General features: G+C 72.0%; 18 protein-coding genes. 5 read left to right on the plus strand and 13 right to left on the minus strand.

Annotated elements, in window-relative coordinates; genetic code table 11:
• Positions 1 to 5: 5 nt before the first annotated feature.
• From DI005_RS29315 to DI005_RS29345, 7 genes are all read right to left on the minus strand, one after another.
• On the minus strand, positions 6 to 1,700 hold the full coding sequence (locus DI005_RS29315; protein WP_112269864.1) for a thiamine pyrophosphate-binding protein: 1,695 nt from the start codon (positions 1,698 to 1,700) through the stop codon (positions 6 to 8).
• A 36-nt stretch (positions 1,701 to 1,736) separates the two neighbouring features.
• Positions 1,737 to 2,741: a hypothetical protein gene (locus tag DI005_RS29320; protein ID WP_112269863.1), complete on the minus strand. Its 1,005-nt coding sequence runs from the start codon at positions 2,739 to 2,741 to the stop codon at positions 1,737 to 1,739.
• Positions 2,738 to 4,105 carry an MFS transporter gene (locus DI005_RS29325; RefSeq protein WP_112269862.1) on the minus strand — a complete coding sequence of 456 codons (1,368 nt, stop codon included), beginning with the start codon at positions 4,103 to 4,105 and terminating at the stop codon, positions 2,738 to 2,740. The genes DI005_RS29320 and DI005_RS29325 overlap by 4 nt, the downstream gene beginning before the upstream one ends.
• A gap of 43 nt (positions 4,106 to 4,148) precedes the next feature.
• On the minus strand, positions 4,149 to 5,105 hold the full coding sequence (locus DI005_RS29330) for a MaoC family dehydratase (RefSeq protein ID WP_113644294.1): 957 nt from the start codon (positions 5,103 to 5,105) through the stop codon (positions 4,149 to 4,151).
• Between the two features lie 114 nt (positions 5,106 to 5,219).
• Entirely contained in the window at positions 5,220 to 5,837 is a 618-nt protein-coding gene (locus DI005_RS29335; protein WP_113644295.1) for an ABC transporter ATP-binding protein, read from the minus strand.
• On the minus strand, positions 5,834 to 6,511 hold the full coding sequence (locus tag DI005_RS29340; RefSeq protein ID WP_233520360.1) for an ABC transporter ATP-binding protein: 678 nt from the start codon (positions 6,509 to 6,511) through the stop codon (positions 5,834 to 5,836). The genes DI005_RS29335 and DI005_RS29340 overlap by 4 nt, the downstream gene beginning before the upstream one ends.
• The gene (locus DI005_RS29345; protein ID WP_147263921.1) at positions 6,498 to 9,134 is read right to left on the minus strand and encodes an ABC transporter permease; all 2,637 of its coding nucleotides are present in this window, start codon (positions 9,132 to 9,134) and stop codon (positions 6,498 to 6,500) included. Before DI005_RS29345 ends, DI005_RS29340 begins: the two co-directional genes overlap by 14 nt.
• A 371-nt stretch (positions 9,135 to 9,505) precedes the next feature.
• On the opposite strand from DI005_RS29345, the gene DI005_RS29350 reads away from it, so the two are divergent.
• Together DI005_RS29350 and DI005_RS29355 are read left to right on the plus strand one after the other, a co-directional pair.
• Positions 9,506 to 10,039: a hypothetical protein gene (locus DI005_RS29350; protein WP_112269857.1), complete on the plus strand. Its 534-nt coding sequence runs from the start codon at positions 9,506 to 9,508 to the stop codon at positions 10,037 to 10,039.
• Positions 10,040 to 10,264: 225 nt separating this feature from the next.
• Positions 10,265 to 11,455 carry an RtcB family protein gene (locus DI005_RS29355; protein ID WP_113644297.1) on the plus strand — a complete coding sequence of 397 codons (1,191 nt, stop codon included), beginning with the start codon at positions 10,265 to 10,267 and terminating at the stop codon, positions 11,453 to 11,455.
• Here the strand turns inward: DI005_RS29355 and DI005_RS29360 are convergent.
• Positions 11,445 to 12,686, minus strand: coding sequence for an aromatic acid exporter family protein (locus tag DI005_RS29360; RefSeq protein ID WP_199543299.1), 1,242 nt, complete (start codon positions 12,684 to 12,686; stop codon positions 11,445 to 11,447). The two genes, DI005_RS29355 and DI005_RS29360, sit on opposite strands and share 11 nt — an antisense overlap.
• Before the next feature lie 129 nt (positions 12,687 to 12,815).
• Here DI005_RS29360 and DI005_RS29365 point away from each other — a divergent pair, with 129 nt between their 5' ends.
• On the plus strand, positions 12,816 to 13,508 hold the full coding sequence (locus DI005_RS29365) for a DNA alkylation repair protein (RefSeq protein ID WP_113644298.1): 693 nt from the start codon (positions 12,816 to 12,818) through the stop codon (positions 13,506 to 13,508).
• Between the two features lie 43 nt (positions 13,509 to 13,551).
• On the opposite strand, the gene DI005_RS29370 is transcribed toward DI005_RS29365, so the two are convergent.
• The gene (locus tag DI005_RS29370; protein ID WP_112269852.1) at positions 13,552 to 14,841 is read right to left on the minus strand and encodes an aspartate aminotransferase family protein; all 1,290 of its coding nucleotides are present in this window, start codon (positions 14,839 to 14,841) and stop codon (positions 13,552 to 13,554) included.
• Positions 14,842 to 14,925: 84 nt separating this feature from the next.
• On the opposite strand from DI005_RS29370, the gene DI005_RS29375 reads away from it, so the two are divergent.
• Positions 14,926 to 15,855, plus strand: a complete 930-nt coding sequence (locus DI005_RS29375; protein ID WP_199543301.1) for a LysR substrate-binding domain-containing protein — start codon at positions 14,926 to 14,928, stop codon at positions 15,853 to 15,855.
• A 46-nt stretch (positions 15,856 to 15,901) separates the two neighbouring features.
• Positions 15,902 to 16,630, plus strand: coding sequence for a hypothetical protein (locus tag DI005_RS29380; RefSeq protein ID WP_369973629.1), 729 nt, complete (start codon positions 15,902 to 15,904; stop codon positions 16,628 to 16,630).
• On the opposite strand, the gene DI005_RS29385 is transcribed toward DI005_RS29380, so the two are convergent.
• Genes DI005_RS29385 through hisD form a run of 4 tightly spaced genes read right to left on the minus strand, consistent with a single transcriptional unit; the run spans position 16,627 to position 20,568 of the window.
• A complete protein-coding gene (locus DI005_RS29385) occupies positions 16,627 to 17,211 on the minus strand; it encodes a helix-turn-helix domain-containing protein (RefSeq protein ID WP_113644300.1) in 585 nt (194 codons plus the stop codon). The genes DI005_RS29380 and DI005_RS29385 overlap by 4 nt on opposite strands.
• Before the next feature lie 44 nt (positions 17,212 to 17,255).
• Positions 17,256 to 18,053, minus strand: coding sequence for a nitrilase-related carbon-nitrogen hydrolase (locus tag DI005_RS29390; RefSeq protein WP_113644301.1), 798 nt, complete (start codon positions 18,051 to 18,053; stop codon positions 17,256 to 17,258).
• Positions 18,050 to 19,237 (minus strand): ester cyclase, encoded by a 1,188-nt coding sequence (locus tag DI005_RS29395; protein WP_112269844.1) that lies wholly within the window; start codon positions 19,235 to 19,237, stop codon positions 18,050 to 18,052. The genes DI005_RS29390 and DI005_RS29395 overlap by 4 nt, the downstream gene beginning before the upstream one ends.
• Entirely contained in the window at positions 19,234 to 20,568 is a 1,335-nt protein-coding gene (gene hisD / locus DI005_RS29400; protein WP_112269842.1) for a histidinol dehydrogenase, read from the minus strand. Before hisD ends, DI005_RS29395 begins: the two co-directional genes overlap by 4 nt.
• Positions 20,569 to 20,574: the final 6 nt, after the last annotated feature.

Here is a 20,574-nt window from a genome sequence, read left to right on the forward strand (position 1 = left end):
CGTCGTCATCCCTTCCTCGGCGCCACGAACGACGGAAACGTCCACGCGTTGACGTCGCGGTCGATCGGCACGTCGAACAACACCGGCTCACCCGCGGCGAACGCGTCGGCGACGCCCTGCCGCAGCTTCGACAGGCTCGTCACCACCTCGCCGCCGACCCCCATCGCGCGGGCCGCCATGCCGTAGTCGACCGGTCCGAAGTCGACACCGACCGTGCGGCCGTTGAAGTGCAACTCCTGCTCCTGACGGATGTTGCCATAGCTGGAGTCGTTGAGGACCACGACACAGACGTTGCCGCCGACGCGCGCGAGTGTCTCCAGCTCACCGAGGCTCATGCCGAGCGAGCCGTCGCCGATGAGCGCGAGCACGGGTCGTCGCGGGTCGATCAGCGAGGCCGCGATGGCCGAGGGCAGGGCGAAGCCCATGTTGCCGAAGCCGACCGGCTTGATGTAGCTGTTCGGCCGCGTGATCTCCCAGAGGAACGACCACACGCCGGGGTTGCCCGCGTCGGGGATCAGCAGGGTGTCGTCGGGCGCCACCTCGCGCAGTGTGCGCACGATGTCGGCGGGCGAGAGCGCGCCCTCGGCGTCGGGGTCGCGGACCTCGGAACCCTGCCACCACACCGTGCGCGCCTTGCTCAGCGACGCGAGCCACTCGGCCCTGCCCTGCCTGGCGGCTTCCGCACGGTCGCCGACCGCGGTGACGAGATCCCGCGCGAACGAGCCGAGATCGCTCACCACGCCTTGGGTGACTTCGGAGTAGTAGCGCCCGATCATCGCCGGGTCGACGTCGACCTGGATCACCTCCGGCAGGGCCCGCTTCCAGCGGCCGGTGGACACCGCGTTGAGGCTGTTGCCGAGTGCCAACACGAGGTCGGCGTCGCCGAGCACCTGCCCGGACAGTGCCGTGCCCATGCGGCTCACGGCGCCGAAGACCCGCGGGTGGGTGGTCGGGACGGAGCCGATGCCGTTGAACGTGGTGACCACGGGGATGCCCAGTGCGTCGGCGAGCGCGAGCACGTCGTCACTCGCCCGCGCGCGGTTGCCGCCGTTGCCGAGCCAGATCACCGGCCGCTCCGCGGCGAGCACGCGTTCGGCGACCCTCGCGAGCGCGACCGGATTGGCCGACGGCCGCTCGCCGACCCAGTCGCGGCTCGGGTGCGTCTCGGGCACCGAGGGCGGGTTCGCGACCTCACCCTCGATGGTGTCGCGGGCGAAGTCGAGGTGCACCGGACCGGGGTTGCCGGTCAGCGCGTTGACGTAGGCCTCCTCCATCGCCTGTTTGATCGATGACGCGTGCGCCACGAGGCGGGAGTACTTCACGAGCGGCTTGATCAGCTCGACGTGGTCGGCGTTCTGCGCGTCGTCCTTGTGGATGTTCTCGCCGTTGTTGTTGCACGTGAGGACGAATCCGGGGCTCGAGTCGCGGTAGGCGCCGCCGATGCCGGTGAGCAGGTTGGTCGCGCCGGGCCCGGTGGTGGAGATGCACGCGGCCGGCTTGCCGGTGAGCCTGCCGTAGGCGTCCATCATCACGGCGGCGGCGTTCTCGTGCCGGGTGTGCACGACCTCGATACCCGGGGTGTCGATGATCGCGTCGGTGATCGCCAGCGTCTGCCCGCCGACGACGCCGAAGACGTACTCGACGCCGAAGGAGCGCAGCATGTCGACGACCAGCTGGCCACCGGTCTTGGGATTGCTCATGGAGGTGGTTCCGCTTTCTGTTGTCGGTGCGGTCGGTCAGGTCGCGGGCACGGTCACGCTCGCCCAGCCGGCCGTCATCAGCCTGCTGTCGGAGTCGCGGCGCACCCAGATCTCGAGCTCGACGTCGAGCCCGCCATCGACGGGTGTCACCGCGGTGACGACGCCGGTCGAGGTGAACGGGTCGAAGACGTCGAGCGGGGCGAGGAACTTGACCCGCAGCCAGCCGGAGGTGAGGAACGACGGTCCACAACGGAGGGTGAGCAGCTGGGCGAGCACGCCGAACTGCTGCTGTCCCTGCACGATCGGCATGCGCAGACCGCCCGCGCGGGCCACGTCGATGTCGTTGTGGATGTTGCGCACGTACTCGCCGATCCGGCTGAACACCGCCGCCTGCTCGGCGGTGATCGTCTTGTGCAGCGGGGCGAGCACGTCGCCGGCCCTGGTTCCGGCGTCGACGCTTTCGATCACCCTGGCGTTCTCGGGCACCTCGCCAGTGACACGCTTCTCGGGTCTGGCGGAGCCGCGCCCGCCGATCGCGCCGGGGTTGGTCTTGAGGATCTCGACGCCGCGGTGGCGCACGATGCTGCGCCCGTCCTCGCCGGTGGCCCGCGCCTCCATCACGACGTAGCCCTCACCGCGGCGCTCGTATGCCTCGGTGTAGGTGCCGCTCAGCGTCACCACCTCGTCGAGCTTCGCCGGGCTGTCGAACCACATCTGTTCCTCGGTGTGGTAGCCGACGACCTTGCTGCCCGCGTAGACGAGGGTGAACAGCTGCACGAGGTCGTTGCCCAGCAGGGCCGCGTGCCCGACGCGGCCGCCGAAGGGGCTGTCGTGCAGGGCCCACGGCGAGTGGTCGTCGTGGGTGAAGGCGTAGCGCTTGATCTTGTGATCGTCCACCACGACCTGGACGGTGCCCAGGTCCTCTGGGATCTCGAGGTTCTCGAACTCCGGCTCCTTGAGCCCGGCCTCCAGGTCGTCGACCTTCAGTGCCCGGCGGGGGTCGGTCAGGTCCCGCCAGGGCCGGTCCGGCGCGTTCGTCATCGGGCCTCCTCGTGCTCTTCGCCGATGCGGGTCATGTCGGCCTTGTTGGTCTCGGGCGCCAGCACCGCGCACACCAGCCCGATCACGGCGCAGACCGCGGTGATGAGCGCGATGGGCCACGGGTCTCCGTCGGTGGCGGCCAGCAGGGCCGTCGAGGCGAGCGGCCACAGTCCGATGAGGATGCTCGGCACCTGCGCGGCGAGCGACAGCCCGGTGTAGCGGACCTTCGTGCCGAACAGCTCCGAGAAGAAGGCCGGTTCGACTCCGTAGAGGGCGCCGACGCCGATCGCGTAGCCCACGGCGTAGATCACGTACATCAGCACGACCGCGTCGGCGTCGAGGATCCAGAAGAACGGGAACGAGACCACCACGGCCACCACCGAGCCGAGCACGAACACCGCGCGCCTGCCGATCCGGTCGGACAGGCTGCCGAAGAAGTAGTAGGTGTAGATCGCCAGCGCCGCCGCGACCGTGCCCGCGATGAGCACGTCGGTGCGCGGGATGTCGGTGTAGTTGGTGGCGAACGTCAGGCCGATCGTCAGGATGATGTAGCCGAACACCGCCTCGCCGAGCCGCATGCCCATCGCGAGTAGCAGCGGCCGCTTGAACCGCGTGAACAGCTCGGCGATCGGCATCTTCTCCTTGGCCTTGGCGCTGGCCGCCTGCGCCTCGAGCTTCTCCTGCGCGGCCTGGAACGTGGGCGTCTCGGTCAGCTTGAACCGGATGAACAGGCCAACCGCGATCAGCACGGCGCTGAGCAGGAACGGGACCCGCCAGCCCCACGACAGCAGCGCGTCGTCCGGCAGGGTCGAGACGATCGCGAAGATGCTCGTGGACATCACGAGGCCCACGGCGTTGCCGATCTGGGGGAAGCTGCCGTACGCGCCGCGTTTGCCCTCGGGCGCGTACTCCACGGCGACGAGTGAGGCGCCGCCCCATTCCCCGCCGACGCCGAAGCCCTGGATCAGCCGGAGCAGTACCAGCAGCACCGGAGCCCAGATACCGATGTCGTCGGTGGTGGGCAGGAGTCCGATGAGGAACGTCGAGACGCCCATGAGCATCAGCGTCGTGACGAGCGCGGCCTTGCGCCCGAACTTGTCGCCGAAGTGCCCGAAGACGATGCCGCCGACGGGCCGGGCGAAGAAACCGACGCCGAACACGGCGAACGCCGAGAGCGTGCCGATGATCGGGTCGTTCTCGTTGGGGAAGAACAGCTGACCGAAGACGAGCGCGGAGGCCGTGCCGAAGATGAAGTAGTCGTACCACTCCACGGCGGTGCCGACGAGGCTCGCGACGGCGGCGCGCTTGGCGAGTTTGGTGCGCTCGGTCTCGGTGGAGGGAGGAGCTGTGGCGGGTTCGGCCATGATGACTCCTTTGTCGATCGGGGGGACGGGGGTGGAACGGGGATCAGAGCAGCGGGGCTGGACGGGAGGGGTCGTCGTCGACCCGCGCGGAGGCCCAGCCGAGCGCCGTGCGCGTGCCGTCGGCCTTGTCGACCCAGACCTCGAGCTCCAGCCTGCCGTCGCCGGTGAGGCCGGAGATCGCGCCGCCCGTGGTCAGCTCGTCGCCGACGAACACGGGCGAGACGAACCGCAGGTCCAGTTCGCCCGAGGTGAAGAAGCTCGCCCCGAAGAAGTCGACGACGTTGGAGATGATGAAACCGGTCTGCTGCTGAGCCTGCACGATCGTGCGATCGAGCCCCGACGCGGCGGCCCTCTCGGGGTGAGTGTGCACATTGGAGTAACCGCGGCCCGCCCACGAGAACACCGACATCTGGTCCTGGGTGAACGCCGTCGAGCGGGAGGGGATGCCGGCGTGCTCGGGCGCGTCGAGCCGTGCGCGCTCGACCACGGGCAGGCCCGCGTCGACCGTGCCTCGGACCGTGCGCGGCCGTTCGTCACCCGCGGCCCTGCCCTTTCCGACCACCTCGCCCGCGACGGTGCGCATGATCTCCTTGCCGACGTGGCGAACCAGTAGCCTGCCGTCGGCCCCGCGGGCCTCGGCCTCGAGCGTCACGTAGCCCTGGCCTCGGCGCTCGTACTTCTCGACGTAGCCGCCCTGGATCGTCACCGTTTCCCCGACCGGGATCGGCGCGTGGAACGTCAGGTGCTCGTGGGTGTGCAGTCCCTGTGCCGTGTTGCCGTCGTAGTTCTCGTAGAAGAGGAACAGCAGGTCGTTGGCGAGGACGAGCGGATGGCCGACCGGGCCGCCGAACGGCGACTCCCCGAAGTACCACGACCCGAAGTCGTCCTCGCAGTAGGCGTAGTCGAGCACCTTGCGCCGGTCGACGGTCACGGAGACCGGCCCCATCGGCTCGGGCACCTCGACCAGCTCGTAGCGGGCCTCTTTCAGCTGCGACGGCATTGTCACCTCCAGCGGGATCGGCGATTCGTTGACTAGATGTATAGACGACTAGGCAGAACGTAAGGCCGCGACGGTCCGCCTGTCAACCCAGCGCCCGAGCCCGGGGCGTGCCGCTCAGCCGAGCGTGATCTCGCGGTCGGCGCGGGCGATCGCGACGGGGTCGTGGCTGGCGATGAGCACCGCGGCGCCGCGGTCGGCCGCCGCGCGCAGCACGTCGAGCACGAGGGCACCTCTGCGGCGGTCCTGGTGCGAGGTCGGCTCGTCGGCCAGCACCAGCGACGCCCCGGCCGCCAGCGCCCGCCCGACGGCGGCGCGCTGCTGCTCGCCGCGTGAGGTCTCGCCCGGCAGCCTGCCCGCGAGCGGCGCCAGGTCCAGTGCCGCCAGCAGGCCGGCCACGTCGGCTCCCGCGGTGCGGCGGGCCGCGAACGCGAGGTTGTCCTCGATGCTGAGCTCGTCGAGGAGGCTGATCGACTGCGGCACCACGCCGAGGTGTTCCCACGGCTGCTCGGCCATGCCCACGTCCGGCAGCGGCGGGTGCGGCTTCACCTCGCCGTCGTCCGGCGTCTCCCAGCCGCCCGCGATCATGAGCAGCGTGCTCTTGCCCGAGCCGGACGGTCCCGTCAGCACGGCCAGCTCCCCCGGATACAGCTCGAGACTGACGGGGGCGAGCGCCGTCGTGCGCCCGTAGTCCTTGCGCACGCCGGACAACGTCAGGATCGGTGCCCCGCTCATGCCGTGTCCCTCCGGACGCCGTCGACCAGTTCGATCACCTCGTCGGCCACGGCGAGCACCTCCGGGTCGTGGGTGGTGACGAGCACCGCGTGCCCGCGTGCGGCGAGCTCACGCAGCGCGCCGACGACGAGCCCGGTGGCCGCGCGGTCGAGCTGCGCGCTCGGCTCGTCGGCCAGCAGCACCGGCGGGCCGCCCGCGGCGGCGAAGGCGAGCGCCACGCGCTGCTGTTCGCCGCCCGAGAGCTGCGCGGGCCGGTGCCCAGCGCGGGATCCGAGCCCGAGCGCGTCCAGCAGCGCCGCGGGGTCTCCCCCGGCCCCGCGCAGGCGCGCGCCGAGCGCGACGTGCTCGGCGACGGTGAGGTAGCCGAGGAGGTTGTCGGCGGGGTCCTGGAAGACGTAGCCGATGCGGGCCCGGCGCAGGGCCCGGCGCCGCCGGGTGGACAGCGCTGCGGTCTCCACGCCCTCGACCTCGACGCTGCCCTCCTCGGGCCGGTCGAGGCAGCCGAGGATCCGCAGCAGCGTGGACTTGCCGGAGCCCGATGGCCCGGCGAGCACGGTGACCGCACCGCGCGGAGCGGTCAGCGAAACGCCGGTGAGCGCTCGCACGGGCGCGCCGTCCACGTGGTAGCTGTGGCTCACGCCGGCACAGCGCAGCGCGGGGCTAGCGGGTGTCACGCAGCACCTCCGAGGGCCGGGCGGCGGAAGCCGCACGCTGTGCCGCCGCCGAGGCCAGCACCGCGGTGAGCGCGGTCGCCACGGCGAGCGCGGCGAACACCGGCCAGGGCAGGGCGACGAGCGTGCCGGGCGAGGTCGCCGGGTTGAGGTCGTAGTCCGCCGCCGTCAACGCGATCACCGCCGCCGCCAACGCCGCGCCCGTGGCGAACCCGGCCAGCAGCAGGCCGCCGACCTCCAGCAGCAGCGCACGCCAGTGCGCTGCCGCGCCGATACCCATCCGGCGCAGCAGCACCGACGCACTGCGCCTCGCCCGTGACCGCGCGTCGAGATACAGCAGCAGGCCCACCACGATCACCACGCCGGTGAGCAGCGAGACGGCCGCGAGGAAGGCGAAGGTGTAGGTGACCCCGGCGTATACACCGCTGGCCTGCACGTCCTCGGCGCGCGCGACGGCGCTCACCGGCAGCCCCGCCGCCGAGGCCGCCGCCACGATCTCGCCGGGGTCGCCGCGCGCCCACAGCTGCGGTTGTGCCGACGGCGCCAGCTCCTCGAGCAGCGCGCGGTCGACGAGCACCAGCGGGTAGCCCGCCTGCTTGCCGGGTAGCTGCGCCACATCGACGAGGTCGAGCTCCCTGCGTTCGTTCCTGATCGTGAGCACCGAGCCGGTGTCCACTGAGGACATCCCGGCGACGGCCGCTCCGGTGGGTTCGCCGGAGAGCTGGCCGAGCACCTCGTTCAGCGAAGGCCCGGGCAGGGCGGGGTCCCAGAACGCGGCACCGGCGAAGGTCTCCGGGTCGACGCCCAGCACGTGGACGGTGGTGTCGCCGAGCCGTCCGTCGACGTAGCGCGTGACCACGCTCGCGCGCCCGGCCAGTTCCGGTGGCACGGGCGTCCGCTCCTTCAGCGACAGCACCGCGTCGGTGCCGACGATCAGCTGCCCCTCGGCGTGCATCGTGCGATCGACGGAGCCGGTGACCGTGGCGCCGTACCCGGCGAGGGCGACGGGCACGGCGGTGGCGCCGACGAGCACCGAGGCCACCAGCGGCGCGGCGACCACGCGCCGCGCCGCCAGGTACACCGCGGGACGCGCCATCGACCGCGGACGGGAACGCAGCCGTCGCAACGTCCACCGGACGAGCCGGGCGCCGAGCATCGCCAGCCCGATCGCCAGCAGGATCGGCGCGACGATGAGCCGGGGCGGGATGCGGGCGACCGTGCCCACGGCGTCAGCGGCGCGTACCTGCACCTCTGCGTCGAGCGCGAACCAGCACACCACGGCCGCGCCCAGCGGCAGGATCTCCCACGGCACGCGGCCCCGCCGCCGGCGCCGCGCGGGCCGCGTGTCGTGCAGGCGTCCGGCCCGGAACCCGGCGACGCCCGCGATCACCGCGAGCGCGGCCACCAGCGCCGTGGCGGCGGCCACGAGTGAGGCCGTGGTGGCACCGGGCGTCACGAGTGGGCTCGGTCCCGCGGCCGCGACGAGCCCCCGCGCGCCCGCCCACCCCGCGACGGCACCGAGCACCACGGCTCCCGCGGTTTCCAGTGCGGCCTTCCCGCCGAGCGCCACCGGCCCCACCCCGCGCGCGGACAGCACGGCCAGCTCGGCCCGCCGCCGGTCGGCCCAGAACGCGCCCGCCGCCGCGGCGATCACGAGCCCGGCGACCGTGCCCGCACCCGCGAGCGGCACGACCGTGCCGGTGAGCGCGGCCAGTACCAGCTCGGAGCGGTTGACCTTGTCGGCCAGCGAGGACGTGAACACGCCGCCGTACGGCGCCGAGTCGTCGAACAGGCCGGGTTCCGGCGAGCCGACGGTGCCGGCGCGCAACCGCTCCAGCCCGTCGGCGGAAGGCCGGGCGCCGACCGTGGTGAGCCCGCCGGTGTCGACCGCCCGCTCGATCCACATCGACGCGCCGGTGTCCCCGGCGACGGCGAGCAGGTCGCCGCGCGACACGAACGCCATCGGAAACACCGGCGCGTCGCTGAGCGGGGCGCCGTGGATGGTCTCCCGCAGGCTGCACCAGAACGGCAGCTCCGGCACCGAGCGCAGGTCGCGGAACACCGCGGCCACGGGCATGGTCACTCGGGCGTCGCCGCTGGAGAGCGTCACCTCGTCGCCCACCGAAAGGCCCTGGAGCCCGGCGAAACGGTCGGGCAGCCACAGGCCCCGGCCCTGGCCCCCGGCGACGACGTCGACGTGCTCGCGAAACCCGTCACGCGCCGCGAGCGTCACGAGCGACTGGTCGGGTGCGGCCGCGGGGCCCACGCTCGCGGTCGTCAGCAGTGTCACCACCGGCTCGCTCAGGTGATCCAGCCCGCCGGTCCGCGCACGCACCAGATCCACCCGCCGGTCGACGAGGTCCTCCCCCACCGGGTCAGCCGGAGCCTCCGGCGTCGGCCGCGTCGGCACGGCGCCGGCGAGGTGCATCCCGGTCTGCCACGTGCACGATGCGTCGACCAGCTGCCTCAGCGTGGCGTTGCCCGCGGAGGAGAGGAACAGCGGAGCCGCGGCGGCAGGCATCGCCACGAGCAGCGCACCCACCGCGACCGCCAGCGCCACGACGGGCCTGCGCAACAGCATCAGCGGCGCGCGCGACCACGGCGCCGGCATCCCCCAGCGGCTCATCCGGTGGAGTTTGTCATGTCGTCGGGCACGCTCATCCGGCTGCCGCCGATTCGCGGCCCCGCGCTTTCCGGCAGTGCCGCCGGATCGCGGTCCACCTGGTGCGCCGCCAGGCCTCGGCTCCGGCCTTGATCGCTTCGCGGAGGCGGCAGATGGTCCTGCAGGGCCGGCAGTTCCTCCCGCGACGCGGACTTCCTGATTCGCTACGGCCACGGGGACGCCGTGCGTTGGTCCGGCCGGACACGCGGTGACGGGCTGTGACGCCGAGCCGCCCGGAATCGTCGCCCTGGCCGGGTCGAAGGCGGCTCGGCACATCCGCCGTCGACAGGCCGAAATCGTGAATAGGTGCGGCGGACCGGGGTAGCCGAGGCGACATGATGAAACGCGCGCTGTGGGAAGGGCCGGCCGCCGGTGCGGCGGGAGTGCTGGCGATGACGTTGGGCGAGAAGGTGGAGCAACGCCTGACCGGTCGCCCGGACTCGCACGTTCCCGCCAGGACCATGCAACGGCTCACCGGGATGCGGGAACGAGCCGGCCGGCAGCCGGCTCCGGTGAACCTGGCGATGCACATCGGCCAGGGCATACTGCTCGGCGTGCTGCGCTCGGTGATGGCGCACGCGGGGCTACGCGGCCCGTGGTCCTCGGCGAAGTTCGCCGTGGTGCGGCTGACCAACGACCAGATCCTGGAGAACGCCACGGGCGTGGGCTCCCCGCCGCCCACCTGGCCCCGGCAGGAACTCGTGGTGGACCTGCTGCACAAGACCGTGTACGCCTTCACCACCGGCGCCGTCGCCGACGCGCTGGCCGCCCGCTCCGGCCCTGGCCCGGGGCAGCGCCATGCCGCGCTGCGTCCCGGCCGTCACGCCGACGTCGGGCCGATACCGCGCGAGCACGCCCACACCCGGTAGGCGCTCCGAGCGCCCGGCGCCCACACGAGCAACGCGGAACCACGGCCGAATCCGCTCGCCCCGCCGAACCGGAGCCCGGCCCTGCACGGGCGGCCGCTGGCCAGCCGCGCGGTAACGGGGCCGGTATGTCCACATCGGACTCACCGGGCGCCGTGACAATCCGGTTGCGCCCGCCGTGCCGAGCGATCATCCTGGATCGCCGGTACCGCAAGGGAAGGAAACTTGATGTATGCGTCGGTTGACGGTGGCCGGGTGCCGATCAGGATGTGGGCGGATCCGTCCACGGTAGAGGACGCCGCGATGGGCCAGCTGCGCAACGTCTCGAACCTTCCCTGGGTGCACGGGCTGGCCGTGATGCCGGACGTGCACTACGGCAAGGGCGCCACGGTGGGCAGCGTCATCGCCATGCGCGACGCCGTGTCGCCCGCGGCCGTCGGGGTGGACATCGGTTGCGGGATGAGCGCCGTGCGCACGTCGCTGACCGCCTCGGACCTCCCGGACGACCTCGGCCGCCTGCGCCGCCGGATCGAGTCAGCGGTGCCCGTTGGGTTCGACCTGCACCGCACACCCGTCAACCCGGCGGTCGTGCACGGCGTCGGCGGCTGGGACGCCTTCTGGCGCGCGTTCGGTGAGCTGCACCCCGGTGTGCGGAACCACCTCGACCGCGCCCGGCGGCAGATCGGCAGCCTCGGCGGGGGCAACCACTTCATCGAGGTGTGCCTGGAACAGGGCGGCGCGGACGCGGGGCGGGTGTGGCTGATGCTGCACTCCGGTTCCCGTGGCATCGGCAACGAGCTCGCCAAGCGGCACATGGACATCGCCCGGCGCCTACCGCACAACGCCGACCTGCCCGACCCGGACCTGGCGGTGTTCGTGGCGGGAACGCCGGAGATGGAGGCCTACCGGCGGGACCTGTTCTGGGCCCAGGACTACGCGGCGCGCAACCGGGCGACGATGGTGGCACTCGTGCAGCGCGCGGTCGCCGCCACCGTGCCGGGTACGCGGTTCGACGAGCCGATCTCGTGTCACCACAACTACGTCGCGGAGGAGACCTACGACGGCTTGGACGTGCTCGTGACCCGGAAGGGCGCCATCCGCGCGGGCTCAGGTGATCTCGGCATCATCCCGGGCAGCATGGGCACCGGCTCCTACATCGTGCGCGGACTCGGCAACGAGCGGTCGTTCCAGTCGGCCTCACACGGTGCGGGCAGGCGCATGTCGCGCACCAAGGCACGGAAGACGTTCACCGCGGCGGACCTCGCCGACCAGACGGCGGGTGTCGAGTGCCGCAAGGACGCGGGGGTGGTCGACGAGATTCCGGCCGCCTACAAGGACATCGAGTCGGTGGTCGCCGCGCAGACGGACCTCGTCGAGGTGGTCGCCCACCTCAAGCAGGTCGTCTGCGTCAAGGGCTAGCGACGGTCCGCCGGAGGACGTCGCACGTGTACTCCGCCTCCTCCATGAGACGGGTGGCCTCGGCCAGCAGAACGCCGTACGGTCGGCTGGGATCGGCCAGCAGAACGCCGTACGGTCGGCTGGGATCGGCCAGGGGCAACGAGTCCTGCGCGTACTCGGCCAGGCGGCGACAGTGCTCCCGGGCGTCCTCCGCGGCGGCCCGCAGCTGCGTGGTCTGCTCGTCGAGACGGTCCTCGTCCAGGTCGCCGAGCAACTGCGTCACGTCGGTGAGCGCGGCAAGCAGGTCCCCGTAGCGGCGGAAGAACCCCGCGTGCTCGGGGCCGTCGCCGTCCTTCGGGTACTGGGTCAGGCTGCGCGTCATGGACCCGACCTGGTACGTCACGCGCTCGAGCGCGTCGATCACGGCCTGGTATCCGGCGAACGCGTGGTCGCGGGCATGCCGCCGGAGGATCCGCCGGGGATTGTAGAAGCTACTCTCCCTGGCCAGGTCCACGGAGGACTGCGCCTGCGTCACCAGCGGGCCGAGTCGCGAGGCGCGGTCCCGCCAGTGCGCTGCGCTGTCCTCGTCCAGCTCACCCTGCCGCAGCGCGGGGTACATGTCGCTCATCAGGTCGCACAGCGACCGCGCGAGGACCTGCACGCCGTACTCGGCGCTGCGGTAGCGCAGTGGGGGCAGGACGAGCACGTTGACCAGCACGCCGATGCCGCAGCCGAGTGCGACCAGCTCGATGATCTCGCCGAGCTGGCTCAGCCGCTCCAGCCCGCTGGCCGCGGAGACGTAGGTGGAGAAGGCGAAGAACGCCGCCGTCCCCACCTGCGCTCCCTCGGCGCCGAGCCGGCGCCAGCGGCCGATCGTCGCCGCCGTGGCCGCGACCAGCGCGAAGGTGGCGAGCCCCGTGCCGAAGAGAAAGCCGAACACCAGCTGCACCGCGACTCCGGCGGCGACCGCGACGACGTAGCGCAGGGAATGCCACACCGACTGGTAGACGGTGACCCGCAACATCAGGACGGCGGAGAACGGCGCGAAGGCCGCCGACTCCGCCTTGAGCACGTAATAGGCCACCGCCCATGCCGCGGTGGCCGCGAGAGTGCTCTTGCCGATGAAGACGACGGTGTGGCGTTCGTGTCCGTTGCCGGTCAGCGCCCTGCCGAGCCACTGCCGGAGGCGGGCCGCGCGCCCTTGCTCCGGCGGCTCGGTCCGCCGTTGCCGCATCCCGGTGTGCTCGCTCACCGTAACCCCCACGTTCCCGCTCGAAGTGCTTCCGGCTACCCGCGGCACCGGGCGGAGCAAACCGTGGGCCGCCCTCCGGCCGTCGCGGCAGGTGAGCGCGGCAGCGACCCGGCACGCGAGAATGTCCGGATGACGGCCGAGATCACGCGGGTACGCACGGCGTTGGAAGCGCTGCGAAGCGACACCGAGCACGCCAAGATCACCAGACGGCTCCCTGCGGACAGTGGGCTGAAGGCGATCGGGGTCCGCATGAAGGATGTCTTCGACACCGCGAAAACGTGGACGGACCTGGATCTCGATCAGGTCCCCGAGCTGCTGGCCAGCCCCCTGTACGAGGTCCGCATGGTCGGTGTGTCGATCCTGGACTTCAAGGCACGACGTCCGAAGCTGACCGACGCCGGCCGTCGCCGGCTGTACGAGACCTACCTCGATCACCACGACCTCATCAACGTGTGGGACCTGGTCGACCGCGCGGCGCCCCGGGTCGTCGGCGGCTACCTCCTGGACAAGCCCCGTCGGCCGTTGTTCGACCTCGCGCGCTCGCCCAGGGCCATCGAACGACGCACCGCCATCACCGCCGCCTTCTGGCTGATCCGGCAAGGACAACTCGACGATCCGCTCGCGCTGGCGGAGCTCCTGCTGGACGACCGGTCCGAACTGGTCACCAAGCCGGTCGGAACCGCGTTGCGCGAGGTCGGCAAGATCGACCAGCGACGCCTGATGGAGTTCCTCCACCGGCATCACGATCGCGTGCAACGCCCGACGTTGCGGCTGGCCACATCGCTGCTCACCGACCAGGAGCGTGCCGAGCTCGATCGGTGAGGCCGGTGCCCGGTCACCGCGCTGCACGCGGCCGATCGATGGGTCAGCGGCGGATGCCGGTCAGCGCGGTGTCGAGTATGGCCAGTCCCCGGTCGATCTCGGCCTCGGTGGCGGTCAGCGGCGGCGCGATGCGGAACGTGCCGCCCATGCCGGGCAGCTGCACGATGTTCATGTGCAGGCCGAGCTCTGCGCAGCGCCGGGTGACGGCGGGGCCGAGTGCGTCGGCGTTCCCGCCGTCCTCCTCCACCAGCTCCAGCCCGACCATCAAGCCCCGGCCGCGGACGTCGCCGATCACGGGGTGCCGCGTGGCCAGCTCGGTCAGTCCGGCGCGCAGCCGCTCGCCGAGCTCCCGGGCGCGCTCGTCGAGCCGGTCGCGGGTCAGCACGTCCAGCACGGTGTTGCCGACGGCGGCCGGGAGCGGGTCGTTGACGTGCGTGGTGAAGAACAGGAACCCGCGGTCGTGAGCCTCCTGTTCGATCTCCGCGCTGGTGACCACGGCAGCGAGGGGCAGCCCGGCGCCGAGGGTCTTGGACAGCGTGAGGATGTCCGGCACGACGCCGTCGCGCTGGAACGCGTACCAGTGACCGGTGCGGCACAGCCCGGTCTGCGCCTCGTCCAGGATCAGCAGCATGCCCCGCTCGTGGCATTTGTCCCGCAGCGCGGCCAGGTAGCCGGGCGGCAGGTCCACCACCCCGCCGGAGCTCAGGACGGGCTCGATCAGGCACGCCGCGAGGCTGCCGACCGACTGGGCGTCGATCAGGTCGAACCCGAGGTCGAGCTGACGACGCCAGTCCAGGTTCCCGTCGGCGTCGACGATGGCGGGCCGGAACCGGTCCGGCACCGGCAGGGCGAAGTTGCCGGGGGTGGCTGGCCCGTACCCGGCCCGCCCCGCGCTGTAGGTGGCGTTGGCGGCGGCCTGCGTCATGCCGTGCCAGGACCGGGCGAACGAGACGATCTCGTGCCTGCCGGTGACCAGCTTCGCCATCCGCAGCGCGGCCTCGTTCGACTCGGCGCCGGTACTCAGGAACATCGCCTTGTCCAGCGGCCGCGGCAGGGTGTCCGTGAGCCGCTGGGCAAGCTCCAGCACCGGGCGGCTCAGCATGGCGCTGTGGAGGTGGTCGAGCTTGCCGGCCTGCTCGCGGACGGTCGCGACGATCTCCGGATGCGAGTGGCCGAGGATCGCGCTCATCTGCCCCGAGGTGAAGTCGAGCAGCTCGCGCCCGTCCTCGGTGAACACCGAGGTGCCCTTGGCGCGGTCGATGATCCCGGGGCTGAAGGCGCCGTGTCCGGCGTAGCGGACCAGGAAGCGTTCGGGTGCGGTGTCGTCCGGCATGGCTCCGACGCTACGAACGGACGTCCCCGCGCGTCCAGCGCACGAATGCGACGACGCTGTTCGGCGACATCGCACAATGGCGGGGTGCTGAACCCGTGGCGTCTGCGTCTGCTCGGCCTGCTCGACAGCCTCGGCACCGTGCGCGCGGTGGCCGAGACGCTGCACCTGAGCCCGTCGACCGTCTCCCAGCAGCTCGCCGTGCTCGAGTCCGAGACGCGCAGCCGGCTGCTGGAGCGCTCGGGCCGCCGGGTGCGGCTGACCAGGACCGGGATGGTTCTCGCCCGCCGCGGCCGGGAGATCCTCGACCGGATGGCCGAGGCGGAGGCCGAGCTGCGCGCGCTCAACGACGAGCCGATCGGCACCGTCCGGCTCGGGACGTTCCAGAGCGCGATCCACCCGCTCGCGGTTCCCGCGGCGGCGCGGCTCGCGGACTCGCATCCGCACCTGCACGTGGAGCTGGTCGAGTCCGAACCGCACGAGAGCGGCCCCGCGCTGCGTACCGGGGAGCTGGACGTCGTGGTCACGACCATCGACTATGTCGAGTTCCCGTGGAGCCGGGACCTGGAGATCGTCCCGCTGGGCACGGACCCGGTGGTGCTCGTACTGCCGCCCGGCCATCCGCTCGCCCGGCGCCGCGTGGTGGACCTCGCCGCGTGCTCGGAGGAGGTGTGGGCGTGCGACCGGGCCGGCTCGTACATGGCCGAGCTGACGCAGCGGCTGTGCCACGAGTCCGGTTTCGAGCCGAGGGTCGCGTGCCGGTTCAGCAACTACCTGCTGCTGCTCCGGCACGTCGAGGCCGGCCGGTCGGTCGCGCTGCTGCCCGCGCTGACCGTGGAACCCGGCCACCAGGTGGTGACCCGCGAGCTGACCACGCCGGTGCATCGCAACATCGCGATCGTGGTGCGCCGGGGAACGGCTCCGCGCGCGGCCGTGGACGCGGTGGTCGAGGCGCTGCTCGACCACCCGGACGTCCCCGCCCTGTCCGCACCTGCCGGCGATCCCCGCGCGCGTTGACCGGACCCTGCCAGAAGCGGTCCGGACCACGGTCGCCGCGCATACGATGGGTGGCGTGCTCGGCTGGCTCAAACGCAATCGCCGCGATACTCCCGGACCGGACGTGCCCGCCGCGGCGGCCGGGATCCCGAGATGGCCGCTGGAGACCTGGCGTGGCGGCCTTTCCGCCGACGTTCCCGGGTACACCACCCTCTGCCTGACCCCGGCGTTCCCGGAAGAACCGGAGACGCGCAATCTCCGCGACGGCGACGCCCTGAACCGGATCATCGAGGTGGCCAGGACGGACGGCTCGACCTCACCGGCGATGACGGCGGTGGTGGAGGACCTGCTCGCCGACCCGCGCTACGCCGCGCTCGACTCCCTCTACAGCTGGCTGGCGCCCGTGTACCGGGGAACGGACCGGCAGCTGGAGGTGATCGAGCAGGGCCTGCGCACCTGTCCGCGCAAGTACTGGCTGCTCGACCTCGCCGGCACCGCCATGCTGCAGAGGGGGCGAGGCGCGGAGGCGCTGTACTACTGGGCGCACTCGGTGACCAACGCCGAGTCGGTCGGCGAGGGCCGGGAGGCGAGCGCCTACGACTTCCTGATCGTCACCGCCCACGTGCTCGGCGAGCGCACCGCCACGAAGGCGTTCCGGGCCAGGGCGGATCAGGCCGACCACCCGCAGACCGTGCTCGACGAGGAGTACACCGCGCTGGTCGAGCGCGCGTTCCGGAAGGGCACCAAAGCCATGAAAGCCGTGGTCCAGACGCTCGCCCAGCGGGTCCCCGCCTAGTCGGCCGGATAGCGGGCGCGGATGTGGAAGCGCTCGCCCTGCGGGCCGAGGATGCTCAGGAACTCCACGGGGTGTGAGTCGGCGTTGCCGAACCAGTGCGGGAGGTGGGTGTCGAACTCGGCGACCTCCCCGGCGCCGAGCACGAGGTCCTGGTCACCGAGCACCACGCGCAGGCGTCCATTGAGGACGTACAGCCAGTGGTACCCCTCGTGGGAGCGGGGGTCGGGCTCCTGATCGGCCCGCCCTGCCGGGAGTATCTGCTTGAACGCCTGCAGTCCGCCGGGCCTGCGCGTCAGCGGGACGACGGTCATGCCGTTGCGCCTGAACGGCCGCGGGTAGACGCGGGGATCCCCGCTCGCCGGGGCGCCGATGATCTCCTCGAGCGGCACCTGGTGGGCCTTGGCCAGCGGCAGCAGTAGTTCGAGGCCCGGCTTTCGCTGCCCGGACTCCAGCCGCGACAGCGTGCTGATCGGGATGCCGGTGGTCTCCGACAGGGCGGTGAGGGTGACTCCGCTGCGGCGGCGCAGTTCACGGAGCCGGGGCCCGACCGCGGCCAGCACCGCGTCGAAATCGTCGCTCATGTGGCCATCGTCGACCGGTCTTGCGATTCGCGCAAAGGGCTTTGTCAGTCGTACAACTCGGGCCTGCGGTCGGCCAGCACGTCGTTGCGTTCCGAGATCGCCTTGTCCCGGGCGCGAGACAGGTCGAGGTCGGCCACGACCAGGGTGTCCGCCGTGGACTCCGCGACCACCCAGCCGGATTCGTCGATGATCGAGGTACCCGCCGTCCACCGCTGCCCCCGCTCGGTTCCCGTGCGGTCGCAGATCGCCACGAACACCCGGTTGGTCCGCGCGGCCGCCATCGCCTGCACCACCTCGGGCGGACGCTCCCCGTGCGGCCTCGGCACGAGCGGCCAGTTGACCGGCGCCACGATCAGCTCGGCACCGCGCAGGGCCAGTGTCCGGGGCAGCTCGGGGAACTCCAGGTCGTAGCAGATCAGCACGCCCAGCGAACCGGCCTTGGTCCGCACCACGGGTGGCGGGAGCTCGCCCGGTGTGAACACCAGCCGTTCGCGATCCCACAGGTGGGTCTTGCGATAGACGGCCCGCACGCCTTCGCCGTCGAGCACGGCGGCGCTGTTGTAGAGCGCGCCGTCGTCGCCGAGCTCGCAGAACCCGGCGACGACGGTCAGCTCTCCCGCGGCTCGCACCCAGTCGGCGAGCAGTGGACCCCGTGCCGGGACGGCCACGGACCGGGCTTCGGCCTCGTCGGCGAACACGTATCCCGACGAGGCCAGCTCCGGCAGCACGAGCACCTCGGCGTCCCGCAGCCGCGCCGCGTGGATGGCAGCGAGCGTGCGCGCCCGGTTCTCGGCCAGGTCACCGAGCCGCGGCGCGAGCTGCGCACACGCGACCCTCGTCACCCGCGCTCCGGCTCGTCCCGCAGCAGCTGCGCGAGTACGTCGAACTCGTTGAACAGCGACCACTCCTCGACGATCCGGCCCTGCGCGAAGTACAGCTGCGAGATGCCCCAGAGGTGTACCCGCCGCCCGGTCGGCTCGCCGTAGAGCCCGTAGCCGCGGTGGGTTCCCGCACCGGTCCAGCGCACCGACACGCTGAACCCGTCGGACTCGTTGCCCATCCAGTACACCTCGTCGACCCGCACGCCGAGATCGGGGAACGTGGCGAGCAGGTTGCGGGCCATGCCGCGGACGTCCGAACGCCCGTAGCCGGTGCGGTTGGTCGTGCCGTGCCAGCGCACGGTCGGCGCGTAGACGCGGTCGACGGCACTGAGGTCGCGCCGGTTGTAGACGTCGTGGAAGAGCCTGCGCACCTCGTACTCGACGTCGAAGCCCGGACGCTCGGCCGCCGGGTACGGCAGCGGCTTTCGCCCGCCCTCGATGCGGTCGACCTCGGCGAACGGGCGTTCCGACAGCGTGGGGAACGTGACCGCGTTGCCGAACTCGCGGGCGGCGGCGAGCACGTCGATGCCGAGCTGCTGCAGCTTCGCCGCGGTGTTGTAGAGCACCCACTCCTCGTAGATCTCGTTGTCCCGCACCACGCAGTTGGCGATGACCCACGTCTCGAGCTTGCGGCCGGTGGGCTGGCCCCAGCGCCACGGGCCCGTGTTGTGCCCGATGTTGATGGCGCGGTGGGAGGTGACGAACCCCTCCTCGTCGGTGCCCGCCCAGATCACGTCGTCCGCGTAGTGCCTGCAGTCGGGGAAGGCGTTGATGCTCTGCATGGTGCCGTGGACGAGCTGCTCCACTCCGAAGTGGACACCGCTGTCGTCGTAGAGCCGGCAGCCCGGGCTGTAGGTGTCGTAGATGTAGCCGACGTCCTGGTCCTCCCAGATGCGGTGGGTGATACGCACGATGTAGTCGACGATGTCGGTGTAGGTGTCCTCGAAACCGCGCAGCGACTGCCTGCGCTCGCCCGGCTTGACGTTCGGCGCGTCGGCGCCGTAGCCGGGCCGCAGCGAGATGCTGTAGTCGGCGGGCATGGTGCGCCTGCCGGGCGCCATCGTGCCCGGCGGCGTCGACGGGCGGCTGTCGGCCTTCGCCGTCGCGGGCTTGGCCACCTCGTGGTTCTGATCGGCCTTGGTCATCGGTTGCCCTCCTGCTCCGGACGGTAGCCCGCGAGCCGCAGCGTCGCGGTCGCGCGGTGTGCCGCCATGCCCTCGTACTCCGAGATCACGTCGACGGCCTCGGCCAGCGCCGGGGTCGCCTCCCTGGTCACGCGCTGGTAGGTGAGCGGCTTGAGGAACCGCGACACCGACAGGCCCGCGCTGTGCTTGGCCCCGCCGGCCGTGGGCAGGACGTGGTTGGTGCCCGCCATGCCCTTGTCGGAGTAGGCGACCGTGCTCCACCGGCCGAGGAAGAGGGAGCCGTAGTTGCGCAGCGCGTCGTGGTAGTAGGCGTCGTCGGCGGTGTGCACCTCCAGGTGCTCCGGGGCCAGCTCGTCCATCAGCTCCACTGCGGTCGCGGCGTCCTTGGCCCAGGTGACCGAGCCGTAGTCCCGCCAGGCGGGGCCGGCGATGTCGCGTGTGGCGAGTGTCTCCAGCTGGCGGTCGATCTCGGCGATCACCTCCTCGCCGAGCCGCTGCGAGGTGGTGACGAGCGCAGCGGGCGACTCCGTGCCGTGCTCGGCCTGGCCGAGCAGGTCGGCGGCCACGAGCACGGGGTCGGCGGTGTCGTCGGCGAGCACCGCGACCTCCGAGGGCCCGGCGAGCAGGTCGATCGCGACACGGCCGAAGAGCTGCCGCTTCGCCTCGGCGACGTAGGCGTTGCCCGCGCCCACCAGCATGTCCACCGGCCGCTCGCCGAGCAGCCCGAAGGCCATCGCGGCCAGCGCCTGAACGCCGCCGAGCGCGTAGGCGCGGTCGGCGCCGGAGAGGTACGCGGAGTACAGCACGGCGGGGTGCGCGCGCCCGTCCCGTCCCGGTGGCGTGCAGGCCAGCACGCTCGGGACACCGGCGGCCTTGGCCACGCCCACGGTCATGAACGCGCTCGCCAGCAGCGGAAACCGGCCGGCGGGCAGGTAGGCGCCGACACGGCCGACCGGCACGTAGCGGTGCCCGGTGACGAGGCCGGGCGCCAGCTCGGTCTCGAAGTCGACGAGGTGGGCGCGCTGAGCGAGCGCGAAGGCACGGGTGCGCTCGGAGCCCAGCTCCAGCGCCACGCGCACGTCCTTGGGCAGCTCGTCGCCGGAGCGCTCCAGCTCGGCCGCGCTGATCTCCACGTCCCCGCCCTGCCAGCCGTCGAGGTCGCGGGCGTGGCGCAGCACGGCGTCCATGCCGTCGCGCTCGATCTCGCTCAGCATCGCCGAGACGCGCTCGGCGACCGCGGGGTCGCGCTGTGCGGGCGGCCGGTCGGCCGGGGTCTTAAGCAGGCGGTAGGAGCCGTCGAGCTCCGCGAGCCGGGAAGGGCTGAATCTCATGGCGAT

It is taken from the genome of Prauserella sp. PE36 (genome assembly GCF_003311655.1).
Lineage (GTDB): Bacteria > Actinomycetota > Actinomycetes > Mycobacteriales > Pseudonocardiaceae > Prauserella_A > Prauserella_A endophytica.

Coding starts and splice junctions, on each gene's coding strand:
- DI005_RS29315 (WP_112269864.1), bottom strand. CDS start 1,700: ATGAGCAATCCCAAGACCGGTGGCCAGCTGGTCGTCGACATGCTGCGC.
- DI005_RS29320 (WP_112269863.1), bottom strand. CDS start 2,741: ATGACGAACGCGCCGGACCGGCCCTGGCGGGACCTGACCGACCCCCGC.
- DI005_RS29325 (WP_112269862.1), bottom strand. CDS start 4,105: ATGGCCGAACCCGCCACAGCTCCTCCCTCCACCGAGACCGAGCGCACC.
- DI005_RS29330 (WP_113644294.1), bottom strand. CDS start 5,105: ATGCCGTCGCAGCTGAAAGAGGCCCGCTACGAGCTGGTCGAGGTGCCC.
- DI005_RS29335 (WP_113644295.1), bottom strand. CDS start 5,837: ATGAGCGGGGCACCGATCCTGACGTTGTCCGGCGTGCGCAAGGACTAC.
- DI005_RS29345 (WP_147263921.1), bottom strand. CDS start 9,134: ATGAGCCGCTGGGGGATGCCGGCGCCGTGGTCGCGCGCGCCGCTGATG.
- DI005_RS29350 (WP_112269857.1), top strand. CDS start 9,506: ATGATGAAACGCGCGCTGTGGGAAGGGCCGGCCGCCGGTGCGGCGGGA.
- DI005_RS29355 (WP_113644297.1), top strand. CDS start 10,265: ATGTATGCGTCGGTTGACGGTGGCCGGGTGCCGATCAGGATGTGGGCG.
- DI005_RS29365 (WP_113644298.1), top strand. CDS start 12,816: ATGACGGCCGAGATCACGCGGGTACGCACGGCGTTGGAAGCGCTGCGA.
- DI005_RS29370 (WP_112269852.1), bottom strand. CDS start 14,841: ATGCCGGACGACACCGCACCCGAACGCTTCCTGGTCCGCTACGCCGGA.
- DI005_RS29380 (WP_369973629.1), top strand. CDS start 15,902: ATGGGTGGCGTGCTCGGCTGGCTCAAACGCAATCGCCGCGATACTCCC.
- DI005_RS29385 (WP_113644300.1), bottom strand. CDS start 17,211: ATGAGCGACGATTTCGACGCGGTGCTGGCCGCGGTCGGGCCCCGGCTC.
- DI005_RS29395 (WP_112269844.1), bottom strand. CDS start 19,237: ATGACCAAGGCCGATCAGAACCACGAGGTGGCCAAGCCCGCGACGGCG.
- hisD (WP_112269842.1), bottom strand. CDS start 20,568: ATGAGATTCAGCCCTTCCCGGCTCGCGGAGCTCGACGGCTCCTACCGC.